This is a genomic window from Litorimonas cladophorae, assembly GCF_014652455.1.
GTDB lineage: Bacteria > Pseudomonadota > Alphaproteobacteria > Caulobacterales > Maricaulaceae > Litorimonas > Litorimonas cladophorae.
Genome location: NZ_BMYV01000002.1, coordinates 656,515 through 672,128, shown reverse-complemented (window position 1 = coordinate 672,128; position 15,614 = coordinate 656,515). Strand labels below are relative to the sequence as shown.

Genomic DNA, 15,614 nt, shown 5'->3' with positions numbered 1-15,614 from the left:
CCACGTCTAAAGCTCGGGTCAATATGAACACACAATCAACATCACCTGCAATCGAAATTATAGGACTGAAAAAGACCTATGCCGCGTCAAAGAAAGCGCCAGCCAAGACGGCGCTGCATGGCGTCGACCTCGTCATTCCGCGTGGCTCCATCTTTGGCTTGCTCGGCCCCAATGGTGCGGGCAAGTCGACGATGATCAATATTCTGGCCGGCCTCGTCAATAAAACCGAGGGGACCGCCAAGATCTGCGGCTATGATATTACGACGCAGACTCGCCATGCGCGCGCCTCTATCGGGATTGTGCCGCAGGAGATCGCGATGGATGTGTTCTTCACACCCTATCAAGCGCTGGAACTGCAAGCGGGCTATTACGGCGTACCGAAATCCGAGCGCCGCAGTATGGAAATTCTCGAAGCGCTAGGTTTAGCAGATAAACGCGACGCCTATGTGCGGCAGCTTTCGGGCGGGATGAAGCGGCGGTTATTGATCGCCAAAGCCCTCGTGCATAATCCGCCCGTTTTGATTTTGGATGAGCCGACAGCGGGTGTCGATATTGAACTGCGCCGCCAGCTTTGGGCCTATGTTGAGAAGCTTCACGCGGCGGGGACAACGATTATTCTGACGACGCATTATCTGGAAGAGGCCGAAGCGCTCTGCGATCAAATTGCCATTATTCACAATGGGACCATCGTCGCCAATGAGCCGAAAACGACATTGCTCTCGCGGTTGGATAAGAAGGTGCTGCGCATTTCACCGATGGACCCCCTGACAGCTCTGCCCGCCTCCCTGTCAGACCTGAACGCCAGCCTCGCGCCAGACGGACAAATCGTCATCGAATATCGCAGTGGCACGGATTCCGTCACGGACATGCTCAACCGCGTGAAAGATGCAGGCGTCTCCATCTCTGATCTGCGCACAGAGGAAGCCGACCTAGAAGATGTCTTTATGGCGCTGACGTATGCGGGGGATACATGATCCGCATTGGACTTCTTGGCGCCTCTAGGATTGCGCCTCAAGCCGTTATCCAACCCGCTGCAGACCGTAATGACTGCGTTATCCAAGCGGTCGCATGCCGCGACGCCGCGCGTGGGCACGCCTATGCAACAGAACATAATATCCCCCATGTCGAGACCTCTTACGAAGCGTTGATCGCACGCGATGATATTGATTTAATCTATAATGCCTTGCCGCCCAATCGCCATTGCGAGCTCAGCATTTTGGCCGCTCAGCATGGGAAAGCCGTCCTATGCGAAAAGCCGTTTGCGATGGATGCAGCGGAAGCCGCCCGCATGGTAGAGGCCGCACGAGACGCAGGCACGGTCCTGATCGAAGCCTTCCATTATCGGTTTCATCCTGCCTTCTTAGAGTTTGAAACGCTCGTGAAATCTGGGAAATTAGGCGAAATAGAGGAAGTTCGTGGCGTGTTTAACGTCCACATTCCAAATCGTGACGGCGAGCTGCGCTATCGCAAAGATTTAGGCGGTGGCGCGTTGATGGATTTAGGGTGCTACCCGCTTCATGCGCTGCGCACACTTTTAGGATGCGAGCCGACGCTGATCACCGCAGAAAACCATTTCGAAGACGACCATGACGTCGCGGTCGCCAGTGTCGCGGAACTTGATTTCAACGGCATTGCTGGGTTTATCGAATGCGACATGTCGACGGGTGCAATCTATGAGAACCACATCGATATTATCGGCACCCATGGCACGGCGCGCCTGTCGCGACCTGTTCATCCCTATCGTTGGAATCCGCATTTGGGTTTTGAGATTGCGACGGTCATTGACGGCGAAAAGTCGCTGAAGACCCTTCACAATAGTCCCGACGCCTACAAGCGTTCGACCTATGCTTATCAATTAGATCACGTGATTAACGTGATGCAAGGCGACGCAAAACCGCTAACAGGCGGTGCCGACGCTGTGGCAACACTGCGCGCTATCGATTCCATCTTGACGCAATAGACGGCACGCGTGATTTACGAAACACGGCTTGCACGGCCGTCACTGTCTCTATAGCTGCGGACCATGTCCGATAAATCGACATCGATGAAAGCGATCCTGCCCGAAACCTGGGGCGGCGAGATGCGTGCATTATTGACCATTGGTATTCCAATGGCGCTGGCGCAGCTCGTGCAATTTTCGCCATATATTGCCGACACATTGATGATCGGACGCATTGGCCCAACGGAGATCGCGGCGGCGGCCATTGGCTCTGTGCTGTATTTCTTGCTCTGGATGTTGGCCAACGGACCTATTTCGGCGGTAACACCGCTCGTATCTCAGGCGCTCGGTCGACATAGCGGCGAACGCAAAGACGTGCGCCGCACGGTTCGTATGTCGGTTTGGGCCTGTTTTTTGATGATGCCGCTGATCATCGGCCTCCTTCTGCTGACCGAGCCCATCATGATTTTTGCGGGTCAGGACCCTGAAGTCGCCGCGCTCGCGCAAAGCTATGTTTTGGTCTTAGCCCCAGGCTTGCCTTTTACCTTGGCCGTCATGTCGTTACGTAATTTTCTCGCCAGTATTGAGCGGACAATCGTGCCCTTCTTGCTCGTGGCCAGTTCTGCGCTGGTGAATGTGCTGCTCAATTGGGTGCTGATTTTTGGCAATCTGGGCGCACCAGCGCTGGGCCTTATTGGGGCCGGAATTGCGTCATCCATCGCCTGTATCTACAGCTTTTTCGCTTTCGTTACATATATCAAATGGGACTCCAAAGCGCGGAGTTTCGATCTGTTCTCTAATCTCTGGCACCCAGATTGGGACCGCATGCGGGATCTGCTGCGTCTGGGTTGGCCGATTTCCGTCACGGTCACATTCGAAGGCATGTTATTTAATGCAGGCGTCCTGATCGCAGGTGCGGTTGGCGTGATTGAGCAGGCGGGATTTCAAATCGCCCTGAACGCAGCCTCCACCGCCTTTATGATGCCCTATGGCCTGGCTATGGCGGGAGCGGTCAGAATTGGGTTGGCTCGAGGCGCAGGGAACAATGGCGCTGAACGCCGCGCCGCAACGACTACGATTCTGGCCTCCGTCTTGGCGATTGGTATTTTCGCGGTGCCGGTGGCCTTCGTCCCCGAAATTGTGGCCGCGTTTTATTTCAACATGGACGCTGTCGATACGCGGCCTGTCTTTGAGTATGTCGTTATTTTCCTGCCACTGGCGGCGGGTTTCATGTTTTTTGACGCAGTCCAAGTTGCCTGCAACCAACTTCTCCGCGGCCTTGCCGACGTGAAATGGCCGATGATCATTACGGGAATAAGCTATTGGATGATCGGTTTCCCCGTGGCTTATTATACCGCGCTCCACACCGACATCGGAGCCAAAGGAATTTGGTACGGCTTGATGGCAGGGCTCATTGCAGCCTTTATCGGCCTCGGAATAAGGCTTTGGCTGCAGATTCGGCGGCCGTCTCACACTTAGTCAACTCTCCATCCAAAAATGGGCGACCTTGCGGGTCTTCGATTTCAACGATCCACAAGTCAGGATCGCGATCCACCGCCTTATTCGTTTTCAAAGACATCTCGGATTCCTCGAATGGACCATCGCGATACCACTCTCGTTCCCCACTCATGCCCATCTGTTCTGTGAAGCGGAATAGATCTTGCCCTTGGCGCAGAATGACCCAGAATGCACCCGCGTCTGGGTCGCCGCGTCGGAGTACAGCCGCAAAAGCCCCTGCACCCTGCGCACGCCGAAGATGTGCGGAGACGCGAATATTTGTTTTGAGGCGCGGGGTCATCGTCTCGTCCTTAGATTTCACCAGATAAGAGAATAATCTGAAGTTTTTTCACCCTTAACATCATATCTGGCATCTCGCTTGCGTCTGTAACCTCATATTAACCTTGAGGCATCGGACTATGTTTCACCACAATACAAGTCGCGTCGCGGCAATGGTGCTTTTACTTAGCACAGCAGCCTTGCCACAGACAGGTTATGCTGCGAGCTATCTGGACGCTTTACCTAAGGCTCAGAAAACGTCCTACACGGCGTCACTGGCAGAAATCACCCAAGGTGACTCATCTCGCTCCACCCGGACATTGGATTGGCGACAACCGACGCTTCAACTTTATTTTGATTTACCGCCGGCAGAACGGACATCTGAAATTGTCCTGACTCTGTCAGCTGACCCCCTGACACGCGTCGCCGCCAACGCGCCATTGCAAGTTCAATTCAATAACGCCACACCTGTTCCTGTGCTTTCAAATGGTCGTGGGTTCGAAGCCCGCATTCCATTGGACGCGGCAAACGCACGAGATCACAGAAACTCTTTACGTATTATCTATCCAACGCCAGCGGGTTCCGAATGCGTCGGTCCAGCCCATGGGGAATGGTCAATTGATCTTGCCGCTTCAACGCTGCGGATGGGCGGGCGGGCCAAACGTCGGAATATGAGCCTTGCCGAAGTAGATGAACAATTAAGCCAACCCGCTTTGTCGCCAAAGACTGTCGGGCTCATCGCTCGCGGTGCCAATGGGACCGATATGCAAGCCTTGGCCGCGCAAGGTATCGCGTTGCGGACACCCGGCGTGCCGAAATTTTCCGTTACAAGTCACGGCAATGATTTTAATGTCGTGATGGTTAAACGAGATCGGTTGTTCGACATCACAGATGACCCCATGATCTTGAACTCCAAAGGCGCGCGTATTTTTGTCGGGAAAGGTCGCCCGACAGATCTGATCTTCACCGCTGATACAGATGCCGGAATTCTGCGGATGTTAGAGATTTTCTCCACACGCCAGCTCCCTAATACGCGACGCCCCATTACGAGCTTAGGCGAAATCAATCTTCAAAACCGCCTTGATGACAATGTCATGAAAGTTGACGGTAAAGTGCGACTATCTGAACTTGGGGGCGGACAAGCGATCTCGTCCTACAGTGGCGATAATTGGGCGTCTGGTGCGCAAACTTATCGCTTTAGCGTCCAAGACCCCGTTGCGACCAAGGCTGAACTTTTGTTACGTCTATCCACTACGGACGACGTTGCCGATACATCTCGGCTGCGGGTTGCGCTGAATGGCGAAGTATTGGGCGCGGCCAAACTTGATCGTAAGCGTAAATCTGTGGCCTTCGACATTGACGCTGGCAAATTAAATGCGACTTCGAACATCATCAGCGTTTTACCTGAATTAAATGCCAAGCCTGATTACAGCTGTGCGTCGGCCGAACTTGGCAGTCCTAGTTTTACCATTGGGCAAGGGTCGCGGTTGACGTTGAAACAGACTGCCCCATCGCCTCAGACCGAACTTTCTCGCCTGACCGCGACCGGTGGGGTTTTCGCAGAGGCCGAAAGTCACATCATCCTGCCGCGGGATACGCGTAATTATGAAGCTTCCCTTCGTGTTCTGGGCAAAATGGCCAAAGCTTCTGGGCAGGGTCTTATTTTGGCCGATTACACCCGCAAAGAAGACGCAAGTGACGCCAAACACAGATTGATCATTGGCCCATCTGACCTCGCCAAACGATACATCGATGGCGCGCCTAAATCCCTCCGCGAAGCTCTTCAAAGTCGTACCAGTGCAGGCGACAATATGCTGAGAGCCGACATAGAGCGCTTTGCCAGCACAGGCGCGGACGATTTCGCAGTTCAATATGCGTCGGCGCAGGCGCAAGCTCGGAAAGTCAACCAAGGCGGCGTTGCAGCGCTTTACAGCACTGGAAATGGAAAACTGACGGGCGTTATATCCGCTACGTCAGGCGCGAGCTTTATCCGCAGCAGCGGTCAGTTGGTTGAAACGGCTCATTGGAATGCGCTGCAAGGTGGTGTCTCCCGATGGAACAAATCTTCAGTGATCATGGCACAAACGGCGCAGCCGGTTTCTGGTCTTACCCTTCCGGCAAAGCCAGACTCATTCCGTCTGCCTGACCTAGACCTGCCCAGCTTTGAAATGCCAGACGTCGCGTGGCCTGATTTCGATTGGCCAGATTTTGAAATGCCAAATGTCAGCCTACCCGCGATCAATTGGCCAAGTTTCAGAAAATCTGAAGCCAAATCAGATGCCGCTTCAATTGAAACCGTGTCCGCGCCAGTGATCGTCACACCTGTGAATAAGGGTGAACCTTTCATCGCCACGCGCGACATTTTTGAAGGTGTGTCGCCCGCCGCGTCCGCCCCCAAATTTATCCCGCAACCAAACATCGAGAAAACTGTCAATGTGATGCCGCGCCTGAAGCCAACATTTCGCGATGCGGGAGCGGTCGCGCCTGGCTTGCGCGGGAGGTTCGATATGGATGCCCCCACTGTGAAAACTGTAGGATCATTCCACGAGGTACGTAGCCAAACCCGTGCAAAATGGACCGAAACAAAACGCTGGTTTAAAGCGAAAAAGACGGACATCTTGAATGCCGATTTGTTGAAAGAGGCAGCTCTGTTTACGGATCGACTACAAGATCAAGTCAAGCCCGCGGGTCGGTCAATACGGAGCACCATGAAGCAAGATATGCCCGGAAAAAGATTAGTTCAGCTCGGCGATCGGACAGTGTCTGTTTACGGTCTGTTGTTGATCCTCGCCTTTGGGATAGTCTTGTTTCTGATGAGCGTGTCTGGCCCATCCTCGCGCTTAGGCGGACGTCACTAAATTTTATCTCTGGTCCGAGAGATACATAAAGCCTGCTAATGCCTGGTCCGAGGCATTAGCAGGCTTTTTTTTGTTATGACGGCAAGTACAGCTAGTCGACTTGCAGGGGCAGAATGATCTTAACGCGCGTTCCCTCGCCTTTGATTGATCGCACATCCATCTTTCCGTGATGTAATTTCGTCAAAGATTGCACAAGAGAAAGACCCAGACCCGTACCGCGTTTATCAGAAAGCTGTCCTGCTTGGCCTTGCGCATATGGGTCTCCGATATGTGCGAGTTCCTCTGCGCTCATGCCTACGCCCGTGTCTGTGACCGTCAATTCAAGGTCACCGTCAATCGCTTGTGCATCCACGTCAACACGCCCGCCCTTATTGGAGAATTTCACGGCGTTAGAAAGCAAGTTGAGCAATATTTGACGCACGGCCCGACGGTCAGCCTGTATCAGTAAGGCTTGATCAAGATCGAGGTTCACATCGATCACAACTTCGGCGGCATCGGCAGCGGGTCGGATCATTTTAATCGACGAACGAATGACATCCGCTGCGTCAAATGTATCATAATTCAATTCATATCGCCCTGCTTCCACTCGAGACAGGTCCAGAACATCGCCGATGAGGTCCAACATATGTTGACCACTCTCGTGAATAAGATCGGCATATTCGGCGTATTTTCCAGGAAGGGGTCCAAACAGCCGAGACCGCATCATATCTGAAAAACCAATTATCGCATTGAGCGGCGTGCGAAGTTCATGACTTACACCCGCAAAGAACAACGTCTTATCTGTACTGTCCTGAGCGAAAGTCGCGCCTTGCTGGCGCAGCACTTCCAACTGCGCTTCATCATCAGTGCGGTCATGAGCGTGAACAAGCCACCCTTTGGACGCCAGAGGTGTGACCCGAATATCGTAATTTGCGGCAAGCCCGCTGGCATCATGCGAGATGCGAAGCGCCTGAGCTTGTCGCGTTCGACGCGCCGAATCGATTGACGCCATGAACGCAGAACGGTCAGCGTGCTCAGTCGGTAGAAAATTCAATAAGTAGTTAGGCGGTTGCCCCCCAAATTGGGCGGCCCCTTGCTCATTCGTTCCGATAAGACGGTCTTCAGCGTCATATTCAAATAGGCCGCCCTCGACGCCATCACGCCAATATGTTCGCTCCGTATCCATAGAAGCCTGCGACCGTCTGGACGCTGTCCCGAACAGGGTCGCTAAAATGAACGCGAGCAATCCGGACATCACGGCGAGATTTGCCACGCGGCCCAATGCGCTATCCATGAAGGGCGGCGCGGGAAGATATCCTAGACGCCCAGCAAACCATGTGATCGCCCCAATAAGGGATGCAATGATAATTGCTTCCAAAACTTTTTCGCGTTGAAACAAACTCGCGATTGCAGGAACGGCAATGAAAATCAGCGCTGAGGGCATAAAGCCCATCGTCACGCAAGCCATGACCGCCAGACCTGCCCAGCTCAACATCAGTAAAATTTGCGCCCATTCTCGGTTCGTAAAGCGTGAGAGTATCAGGCCCAAAAGACCTGGAATTGCGGCAGCCAAAGCAAATGGCAGCAAGGCCAGTATGTCCCCGCCCCGCAAGGCGACAGCTAAAAGTGTTGCCAGTAATGCGAGCAACCAAATAAGGCTCGGCAAGAAAACAGGCCACTTATCAATAATATTACTGCGGTCAGGCTGATGAATTGTGACGGTCAAATCCGGCTCCTTGCCCGTTGAGAAAACCCCTTTGTTTTCTCCAGAACGTGGTTAATCTGTATGACAAAGCAAATTCTTCCGTCCATGGCCATTCTATTCGCCTCTCACGCCCGTTGAGCACCGATTGCACACCCATTTGACGCGCTCCGCAACAGTATCTGGGGCAGACATTTAGCTTAACGCGCCCTATATGACCTGCATGACCTATCCTGAAAATATTCAAGACCTGATCGACGATTTCGCCTTTCTAGACGATTGGGAAGACCGCTACATGCATGTGATTGATCTTGGAAAGGCCCTTCCGCCTTTACCTTTAGAGGCCAAAACTGACGTAAATAAGGTCAAGGGCTGCGCCAGTCAGGTTTGGCTGGTCAGCGATCAGAAGAATGACGCATGGAAATTCAGCGGAGATAGCGACGCCCACATTGTAAAAGGGCTCGTCGCTATCGTGCTTGAAATCTATTCTGGGCGGACAGCCGAAGAAATCTCCAAACTGGACGCGAACGATATTCTGTCAAAATTGGGCTTGTCGGAACATCTTTCTGCCCAACGCGCAAATGGTCTTGCCGCCATGATTGCACGGATCAAGACCGAGGCTTTGGGTTAAGTAAAGACGTCTCCGACCGACGCGGTTCCACCATTGATCGTCTTGATCTCGACATATGCAGCGGTCAACGAAGCCGCGAACAACGCATACATGACGTAGCCCCCAAGGCCCGCGATCCCATTGTATATGAGCTGTTGACCCAACGACATATTAAACGCCGCGGTAGGGTCGCCTCCCATTACATTGACCCCTGTCAGAACCATCCCAATACCTAGCGCCACAGAGTAAACGGTCACGCCGATAAGCGTTATGACCAATAAGAGCAGTATGATGTAGCGCTTATTCCCTTTCGCAAACGTCCAAGCGGCACCTAGGGAACTGAAAATACCCTTATTTTCGTGCACCATCATCGGCCCAGCAAGAGCCCAGCCTGGCCAGACGAAAATGAAGCCGATGAGAAGTGGGATTGTCCCGATATAACAAACAATCGTATAGATGAGGGCCGTTACAAACATCGGGATGGTCAATCGCAACGCAAGGCTGTGGGTGTTTGCAGGAACGTCCGTACCTGTGATCGACGCGTAAGAGGTTTGTATTACGACAAGCTGAAACCAGACTGTCAGCAAAAGTCCAAAGAGGCTGACCGCAGCTGTCCATCCCCAATAGGCCCCTTCAAGTATAAACTCCTCGGGCGAGGAAGACGTAACAATTTCGCTTAGCTGCGTTGTCATCAAAATTGCGGAGGCGACCGTAAAACCTAACCCGACGATTAAAGCAATTAGAAGCGGTTTTGGAAATGCCAACAGACTTGTAAATGCGTTAGACATAACCCGACCAAAATCGAAGGTCTTTCGGTTTGGATTTTGCCAGTCAAATTCATATTCTGGCGCACCAGGGTCAGTGTAAGTCATTAGTTGTCAATCTCCCCATTTTGACCCTGCTACCGAATGCGCACGTATAGGTCTAGGGCTTCAATTCTACATCCCAATAGAGATAATCTAACCAGCTATCATGCAGGTGATTGGGCGGAAATCGACGACCCTGACTTTGTAACTGATGCATAGACGGCTGCAGGGGCGAGACGCTTGGGAACATGCGAGCCTCGCGCGGCAATCGCCCGCCTTTTTTCAAGTTACAATCGGAGCAGGCGGCGACAATATTGGTCCAGCTGGTCTTACCTCCGAGACGTCGAGGGATAACGTGATCGAAAGTCAACTCATGGGGCGAACCGCAATAAGCGCATTTGAAGCCGTCGCGCAAAAAGAGATTAAAACGCGTAAAAGCCGGTGATCTATTTTGCGGAACATAATCTTTGAGGGCCACGACAGATGGCATTTGCATCTCAAAATTGGGACTCCGAACGCATTGCTCATAATGGTCGACGACATTTACCCGATCGAGAAAAACAGCTTTTACAGCATCCTGCCAGGACCAAAGCGACAACGGAAAATAAGATAGCGGTTGATAGTCAGCGTTTAAAATTAAGCACGGATAATTTCCCTGAGTCACAGGCGCGGCCGCTGACAAGCGCTCTAGGCCTTGAGGCACGGCGCTCATTTACGTTCTCCGTCAAACAGGTAACTGGAATCCATGTAGCGAATGATAAGGCTGAAAGCGCGTCTCCATTATTCCTATTGCTATAATTCTCAGCCTACGCAGAAAGACGTTCGCATGACAAGTGCGACGAAACTGCCGGGCAAGGCCACAAATGATCGCGGTTTTCTGAACGAGAGCGGAGAACGCTCACAAAACCAAGTCAACCTTTGGCATCAAATCTCGCCTTTGACAGGCTTCAAATTGAGCATTTTCGCGAGTTTAGCGAGTCTGTAAAAAACCTGTTCCGTTACCATACGTGAACGATTGGCTTTGCAAAGCAAGTGGAGTTCACCGCCTCTCACATCCAACTCAAAGTCATCTAGCAGCGCCGGCGTACGGCCCGTCGCGACAATACCTAAACGAATGGCCTCACCAATGCAGGCCGCAGTGTGGCGTTGCTCCTCACTCAACAGGGCTTTGATCAGGCCCGGGACGGGCGATTTACGCTTTGCCGTGTAGGTTCGAAAAAGTGCGAGGGAGAGGAAGGCCCGTTCCGCATGTGTCAGTCCCGCAACGGGTGCGTATAACACATCTTCGAACACAAGTTCCGCCCGATAGTCCGGATGCAGGTTTTTCCCTAACCCAGCCAGGTGGCAGGCGGCGTGAATTAAACGGGCGTCATTTCTTTCATTAAAACCGCAAGGTAGTGACGCAAGCAAGGGCGACATGAAACGATAAAGTGGCGGTCCGAAATGTTCTGCTTGGACAGATCCGCGTGCAAAATCACGACATCCATCGATAAGCGCATCACGGCCCTTGAGGCTTTCGGGCAATGTGTCCCAAACAAGTCCTTCGCGCAGGCCCGCCATAGAAATGACGATCGATTTTGGCGCAAAGCGTTTTAACAAGCGTTCCAGCATTAAGCCTGCATAGGGAAGCGTTTCGGCGCGCGCTTTCCGCATTCCCGACCAATTCAGAACGTCATTGAGTCCCTCGGTCCAAGCCCAGTGGGCCAGTTCCGACGCAGCCTCGAATGAGAGGCGATAACCTTGCAAAGTGCGCATGGGGTAGTCTGTTCTCTGCTGGTGTATAGACGCTAGATTTCGCCATGCGCCCCCGATTAAATAAAGCGTGTCTTCGCCATCAAGATAATGCGGCACGTTGGACAACGCCGCGTCTATGTCTTCAACGCGCGCGGCGTAATCGTCAGTCTTCAAAACCGCGAGATTGCCCCCAACAGCATCAAATGGGCCTAAGGGAAGTGACACGCCTTGGACCTCCGCGTGATCGGCTTTGAGTTCCGGCCCTACCCGCATTAATTCTAGGCTAGCCCCTCCCAAATCCGCACCGATTCCGGCACGACGGTCATTATTTGACAATAATCCCAGCGCAGATAAGCGGGCTTCTTCCGCACCCGAAATCGGAGTTATATCAAGTCCTGTCTCTTTTTTGATCGAAGCGACAAAATCAGGCGCATCCTCTGCTTCTCTTAATGCGGCTGTCGCCCCGACAAGAGGGTCCGCCAAACCCCGGGCCGAGATGATTTGAGAAAATCGCGCTAAGGCATCACGGCATTGCGCTTTCCCGTCTTCAGACAATTGCCCCGTGCGACGTAAATCGCGACCCAGCCCAGCTAAGATTTTCTCATTATACACGGGAGTGAAGTGAGATCCGAACACGTCGTAGATTACGAGACGTACGGAGTTAGACCCGATATCGATGACTGCGAGCTGTCGCAGATGCGCATTTGCGGACAATTAACTAACCAACTTTGGATGAAAAATCTGGGAATCAGAAATATCGGCGTTTTCAAGATGGGCTGGAGCCGAATCGGCAAGCGCCGTTCCCCGCCCAGACAGCGAAGGGTTTTCCATGAAATACTCATGCGCTGAAAAACGAGGCACACCCTCTTTTTGCGCGACACGCACATATCTACCCGTTGCCTGCAATTCCCAACTATTTGCATTGTCGAGTAAATTCGCCATCATAATCTGATCCAAGATCTGGTTATGTACCGTTGGGCTCTCAACTGGGACGAAGGTTTCTATGCGACGGTTCAAATTTCGCGGCATCCAATCCGCTGAGCTGATGTAGACGAGAGCCTGATCTGATGGCAGCTCTTCTCCATTTCCAAAACAGACAATGCGAGAATGCTCAAGAAATCGTCCGATGATCGACTTTACCCGAATATTCTCACTCATGCCCTCGACGCCTGGTCGCAGACAGCAAATACCGCGAACAACGAGGTCAATTTTGACCCCCGCTTGTGACGCGCTGTAGAGTTTCTCAATAATGATTGGATCGACCAGCGCATTCATCTTTGCCCAAATCGTAGCAGGGCGCCCCGCATGGGCATGTGCAATCTCGCGATCCATATGTTTCAGTAAATCTTCGCGGAGAGTGAGCGGAGCAATAGAGAGCTTTTTTAAGCCCCGCGGTTCGTTGTAGCTCGTCATAAAATTGAACAACTTCCCTACATCTTCTCCGATAATTGGGTCCGCGGTAAACAAGGCTAGGTCGGTGTAAATTTTCGCATTTTCAGCGTGATAATTGCCGGTTCCCAAATGGGTATACTTACGCAATTCTTTTTGTTCACGGCGAATAACCAAGCTTACTTTCGCATGTGTTTTATATCCGACAAAGCCGTAGACGACTTGAACGCCGGCACGCTCTAAATCGCGCGCCCACCGCATATTGGACGCCTCATCAAATCGCGCCTTAAGCTCGACTAAGGCCGTTACATTTTTCCCAGACTCAGCCGCGTCAATTAAAGCCCCCACGATCGGACTATCTTCGCTGGTCCGGTAAAGTGTCTGTTTAATGGCAACCACATTCGGATCACGCGCGGCCTGCTGAAGAAATTGGATAACAACATCAAATTCTTCATAGGGATGATGAACCACGATGTCCTTGGCCGCAATTGCAGCTAGGCAGTCACCGTCAAATTCGCGAATTCGTTCAGGAAATCGCGCAGAAAAACTTGGGAATAGGAGTGCTTTCGGTCCGACTTTCACCAATTGGGACAAGTCACATAAACCCAATATATCGGCTTTGTTCGAGATCGTTTCCTCAGCGCAATCAAAACTACTCGTGAGGAAGTTTTGCAAGCTCACGTCCATTTGTCGGTTGACCTCAAGCCTAATAACGAGACCTCTACGACGTTGACGTAGCAAGTTTTCAAAATGAAGGACGAGATCCTCGGCCCGCTCATCCACCGCAATTCCACTATCCCGTGTGATCCTAAATACGCCTGAAGATGTAATCTCGAAGTCAGGATAAATTTCAGGTGCGAAAGCGTGCAAAGCGTCTTCGATTTTGACGAAGTTTCGATCTTTGCCAGATCCCTTAATTTCTACGAACCTCGGAACGTTTAAAGGGACTGTGATCAGACCAAATAAAGGGTCCCTACCTGCTTGCTGCAAACCTAACACAATCCCAAAACCTAAATTGGGAATAAATGGAAAGGGATGCGCAGGATCGACAGCAAGGGGCGTGAGCAGAGGTAAAATATCCGCATCAAAAGACTCGCGCAGGGTTACATGCTGAGCATCGCTCAAGGCATCCATATCCAGCACATTAATTTTTTCGGCCGCAAGCTCACGCTGAAGTTTCCCCCAACACCGATTTTGCCGAGCAACAATTTTACCCGCGCGGCGATCAATTTTTGTGAGCTGCTCTGCGGGCGGTGACTGGCTTGGGTCATCACCTTGAAGACCTGCACGGACTTGCTCTCGGAGGCCCGCAACGCGTACCATGTAGAACTCATCAAGATTAGAAGCTGAAATAGAAAGAAACCTGACCCGCTCTAGCAGCGGGACATCTTGATTTTCGGCTTCCTCCAAAACCCGCGTATTGAAAAACAACCAAGAAAGCTCTCGGTTGAATAGTCGGGACGGGTTGTTGGGTTTCACGTGAAAATAGCTCTAGTTTCGTGGCACAAGTGCGAAGTCTCACTATGACAGTGAGACACCTCTAACACAAGCTAGGGCTTATATTGGTTAAGCGGCTGCTGTCGCAATTGATTCATCAGAGAGAATAGTAAACACACTCAGGGCATCAGGCGCGGCGCGCAGTTTCGAGCGCTTATCTTCACGACGAAGTTGACGCGAAACGCGGGCTAACGCCCGCAAATGAGCGCCCGCCGCGTCAGCTGGCGCTAGCAAGAAAGCGACCAAATCAACTGGTCGACCATCAACACTGTCAAAGTCCATTGGTTCGGTCAGCCGCGCAAAACCTGCGACAACATGATCGAGCCCTTCGATACGCGCGTGGGGAAGCGCAACTCCATTGCCGACGCCCGTCGATCCGAGCCGCTCACGCTCGACAGCCGCGGCGACGATATCTCGACACGAAACGTTTAAGCCGTTCGCTGAGATAAGACGAAGCGCAATCTCTTGGAAAAGCTGTTTTTGTGACCCAACTTGCAGATCAACAATCACACTTTCCGATGAAAATAAACCGTCACTCATATCCCTGTTCACACTTTCACTAGGTCGTCCGGCGACTCACGTGGCATTCAGCCAGGCTGGTCGGGAAAGACTTCTCTTTCCCGACGGTTGGCGCTCCATATCTGCACCCGACAATAACGTCAAATGCAGTCTTCAGCGGTCAGTTTACAACGATGTCGGTAAAATTTTGACCCAATTCAGGTCGATTTCGGGTCGATCCAACCAATATGACCATCGGCACGTTTAAATACGACATTTATACCTCCGTGTCGGGCATTATTAAACACCACGACCCCAGAATCGGCCAAGCCGAGTTCAAGCGCAGCCATTCCAGGTGTTAAGGTTCGAATGTGCTTAACGCTTTCAGCGATCACCATCGGCTCGTCCTTGATCGGGGCGTCGTCTGCATCCAGATCATCGCTGACGGGATTTTCCAACACAAACATAGAGGCTTCTTTGGCTTTTGCCCGTTGACTATGGTCTTTTAAACGCCGCTTATAGCGCCTTAGACGCTTTTCCATATGCTCCAACGCCTCATCTGAAGCGGGATAGGCCTCCTGCGCCTCACCTTGCGCTTCCATCGTCGATCCAGACGGTAAATGCACAGAGCATATCGTTCGAAAACCTGATCCCTCTCGCGCAATGCTCACCTGAGCCTCGCCTTCGCGATGTATATACTTATCCATCATTTCCTCTAACCGGTCAGTGATACGCTCTCGAAGCGCTTGTGAAACATCGATTCCTTTGGAGACGATTTGGATTTGCATGGGCAACCTTTCTGATAGGGTTTCTCGGTCTTAGACCT

General features: G+C 52.1%; 13 protein-coding genes. 5 read left to right on the top strand and 8 right to left on the bottom strand.

The features are described 5' to 3' along the window. Positions 1–23 precede the first annotated feature (23 nt). The 3 genes from IE073_RS10825 to IE073_RS10815 all read left to right on the top strand — a co-directional run bounded on the left by IE073_RS10825 (position 24) and on the right by IE073_RS10815 (position 3,418). A complete protein-coding gene (locus IE073_RS10825) occupies positions 24–974 on the top strand; it encodes an ABC transporter ATP-binding protein (protein ID WP_189585555.1) in 951 nt (316 codons plus the stop codon). Continuing rightward, positions 971–1,960, top strand: coding sequence for a Gfo/Idh/MocA family protein (locus tag IE073_RS10820; RefSeq protein ID WP_189585553.1), 990 nt, complete (start codon positions 971–973; stop codon positions 1,958–1,960). Before IE073_RS10825 ends, IE073_RS10820 begins: the two co-directional genes overlap by 4 nt. Positions 1,961–2,023: 63 nt before the next feature. After that, positions 2,024–3,418: an MATE family efflux transporter gene (locus tag IE073_RS10815; RefSeq protein ID WP_189585551.1), complete on the top strand. Its 1,395-nt coding sequence runs from the start codon at positions 2,024–2,026 to the stop codon at positions 3,416–3,418. Here IE073_RS10815 and IE073_RS10810 read toward each other — a convergent pair. Beyond that, positions 3,363–3,737: a DUF1491 family protein gene (locus tag IE073_RS10810; protein WP_189585549.1), complete on the bottom strand. Its 375-nt coding sequence runs from the start codon at positions 3,735–3,737 to the stop codon at positions 3,363–3,365. The two genes, IE073_RS10815 and IE073_RS10810, sit on opposite strands and share 56 nt — an antisense overlap. A gap of 118 nt (positions 3,738–3,855) precedes the next feature. Between IE073_RS10810 and IE073_RS10805 the strand changes: the two genes are divergently transcribed. Further along, the gene (locus tag IE073_RS10805) at positions 3,856–6,573 is read left to right on the top strand and encodes a cellulose biosynthesis cyclic di-GMP-binding regulatory protein BcsB (RefSeq protein WP_189585547.1); all 2,718 of its coding nucleotides are present in this window, start codon (positions 3,856–3,858) and stop codon (positions 6,571–6,573) included. Between the two features lie 91 nt (positions 6,574–6,664). Here IE073_RS10805 and IE073_RS10800 read toward each other — a convergent pair whose 3' ends face one another. Continuing rightward, positions 6,665–8,278: a sensor histidine kinase gene (locus IE073_RS10800; RefSeq protein ID WP_189585545.1), complete on the bottom strand. Its 1,614-nt coding sequence runs from the start codon at positions 8,276–8,278 to the stop codon at positions 6,665–6,667. Between the two features lie 190 nt (positions 8,279–8,468). Between IE073_RS10800 and IE073_RS10795 the strand changes: the two genes are divergently transcribed. After that, a complete protein-coding gene (locus tag IE073_RS10795; protein WP_233350021.1) occupies positions 8,469–8,885 on the top strand; it encodes a SufE family protein in 417 nt (138 codons plus the stop codon). Here IE073_RS10795 and IE073_RS10790 read toward each other — a convergent pair. From IE073_RS10790 to hpf, 6 genes are all read right to left on the bottom strand, one after another. Continuing rightward, on the bottom strand, positions 8,882–9,736 hold the full coding sequence (locus tag IE073_RS10790; protein WP_189585541.1) for a hypothetical protein: 855 nt from the start codon (positions 9,734–9,736) through the stop codon (positions 8,882–8,884). The genes IE073_RS10795 and IE073_RS10790 overlap by 4 nt on opposite strands. A gap of 52 nt (positions 9,737–9,788) precedes the next feature. Continuing rightward, positions 9,789–10,382: an HNH endonuclease gene (locus IE073_RS10785; protein ID WP_189585539.1), complete on the bottom strand. Its 594-nt coding sequence runs from the start codon at positions 10,380–10,382 to the stop codon at positions 9,789–9,791. A gap of 212 nt (positions 10,383–10,594) precedes the next feature. Continuing rightward, entirely contained in the window at positions 10,595–12,118 is a 1,524-nt protein-coding gene (locus tag IE073_RS10780) for a Ppx/GppA phosphatase family protein (protein ID WP_189585537.1), read from the bottom strand. Continuing rightward, positions 12,119–14,272: an RNA degradosome polyphosphate kinase gene (locus IE073_RS10775; protein ID WP_189585535.1), complete on the bottom strand. Its 2,154-nt coding sequence runs from the start codon at positions 14,270–14,272 to the stop codon at positions 12,119–12,121. An 87-nt stretch (positions 14,273–14,359) separates the two neighbouring features. Beyond that, the gene (locus IE073_RS10770; protein WP_189585532.1) at positions 14,360–14,830 is read right to left on the bottom strand and encodes a PTS sugar transporter subunit IIA; all 471 of its coding nucleotides are present in this window, start codon (positions 14,828–14,830) and stop codon (positions 14,360–14,362) included. A gap of 176 nt (positions 14,831–15,006) precedes the next feature. Beyond that, positions 15,007–15,576 (bottom strand): ribosome hibernation-promoting factor, HPF/YfiA family, encoded by a 570-nt coding sequence (gene hpf / locus IE073_RS10765; protein ID WP_189585529.1) that lies wholly within the window; start codon positions 15,574–15,576, stop codon positions 15,007–15,009. Positions 15,577–15,614 lie beyond the last annotated feature (38 nt).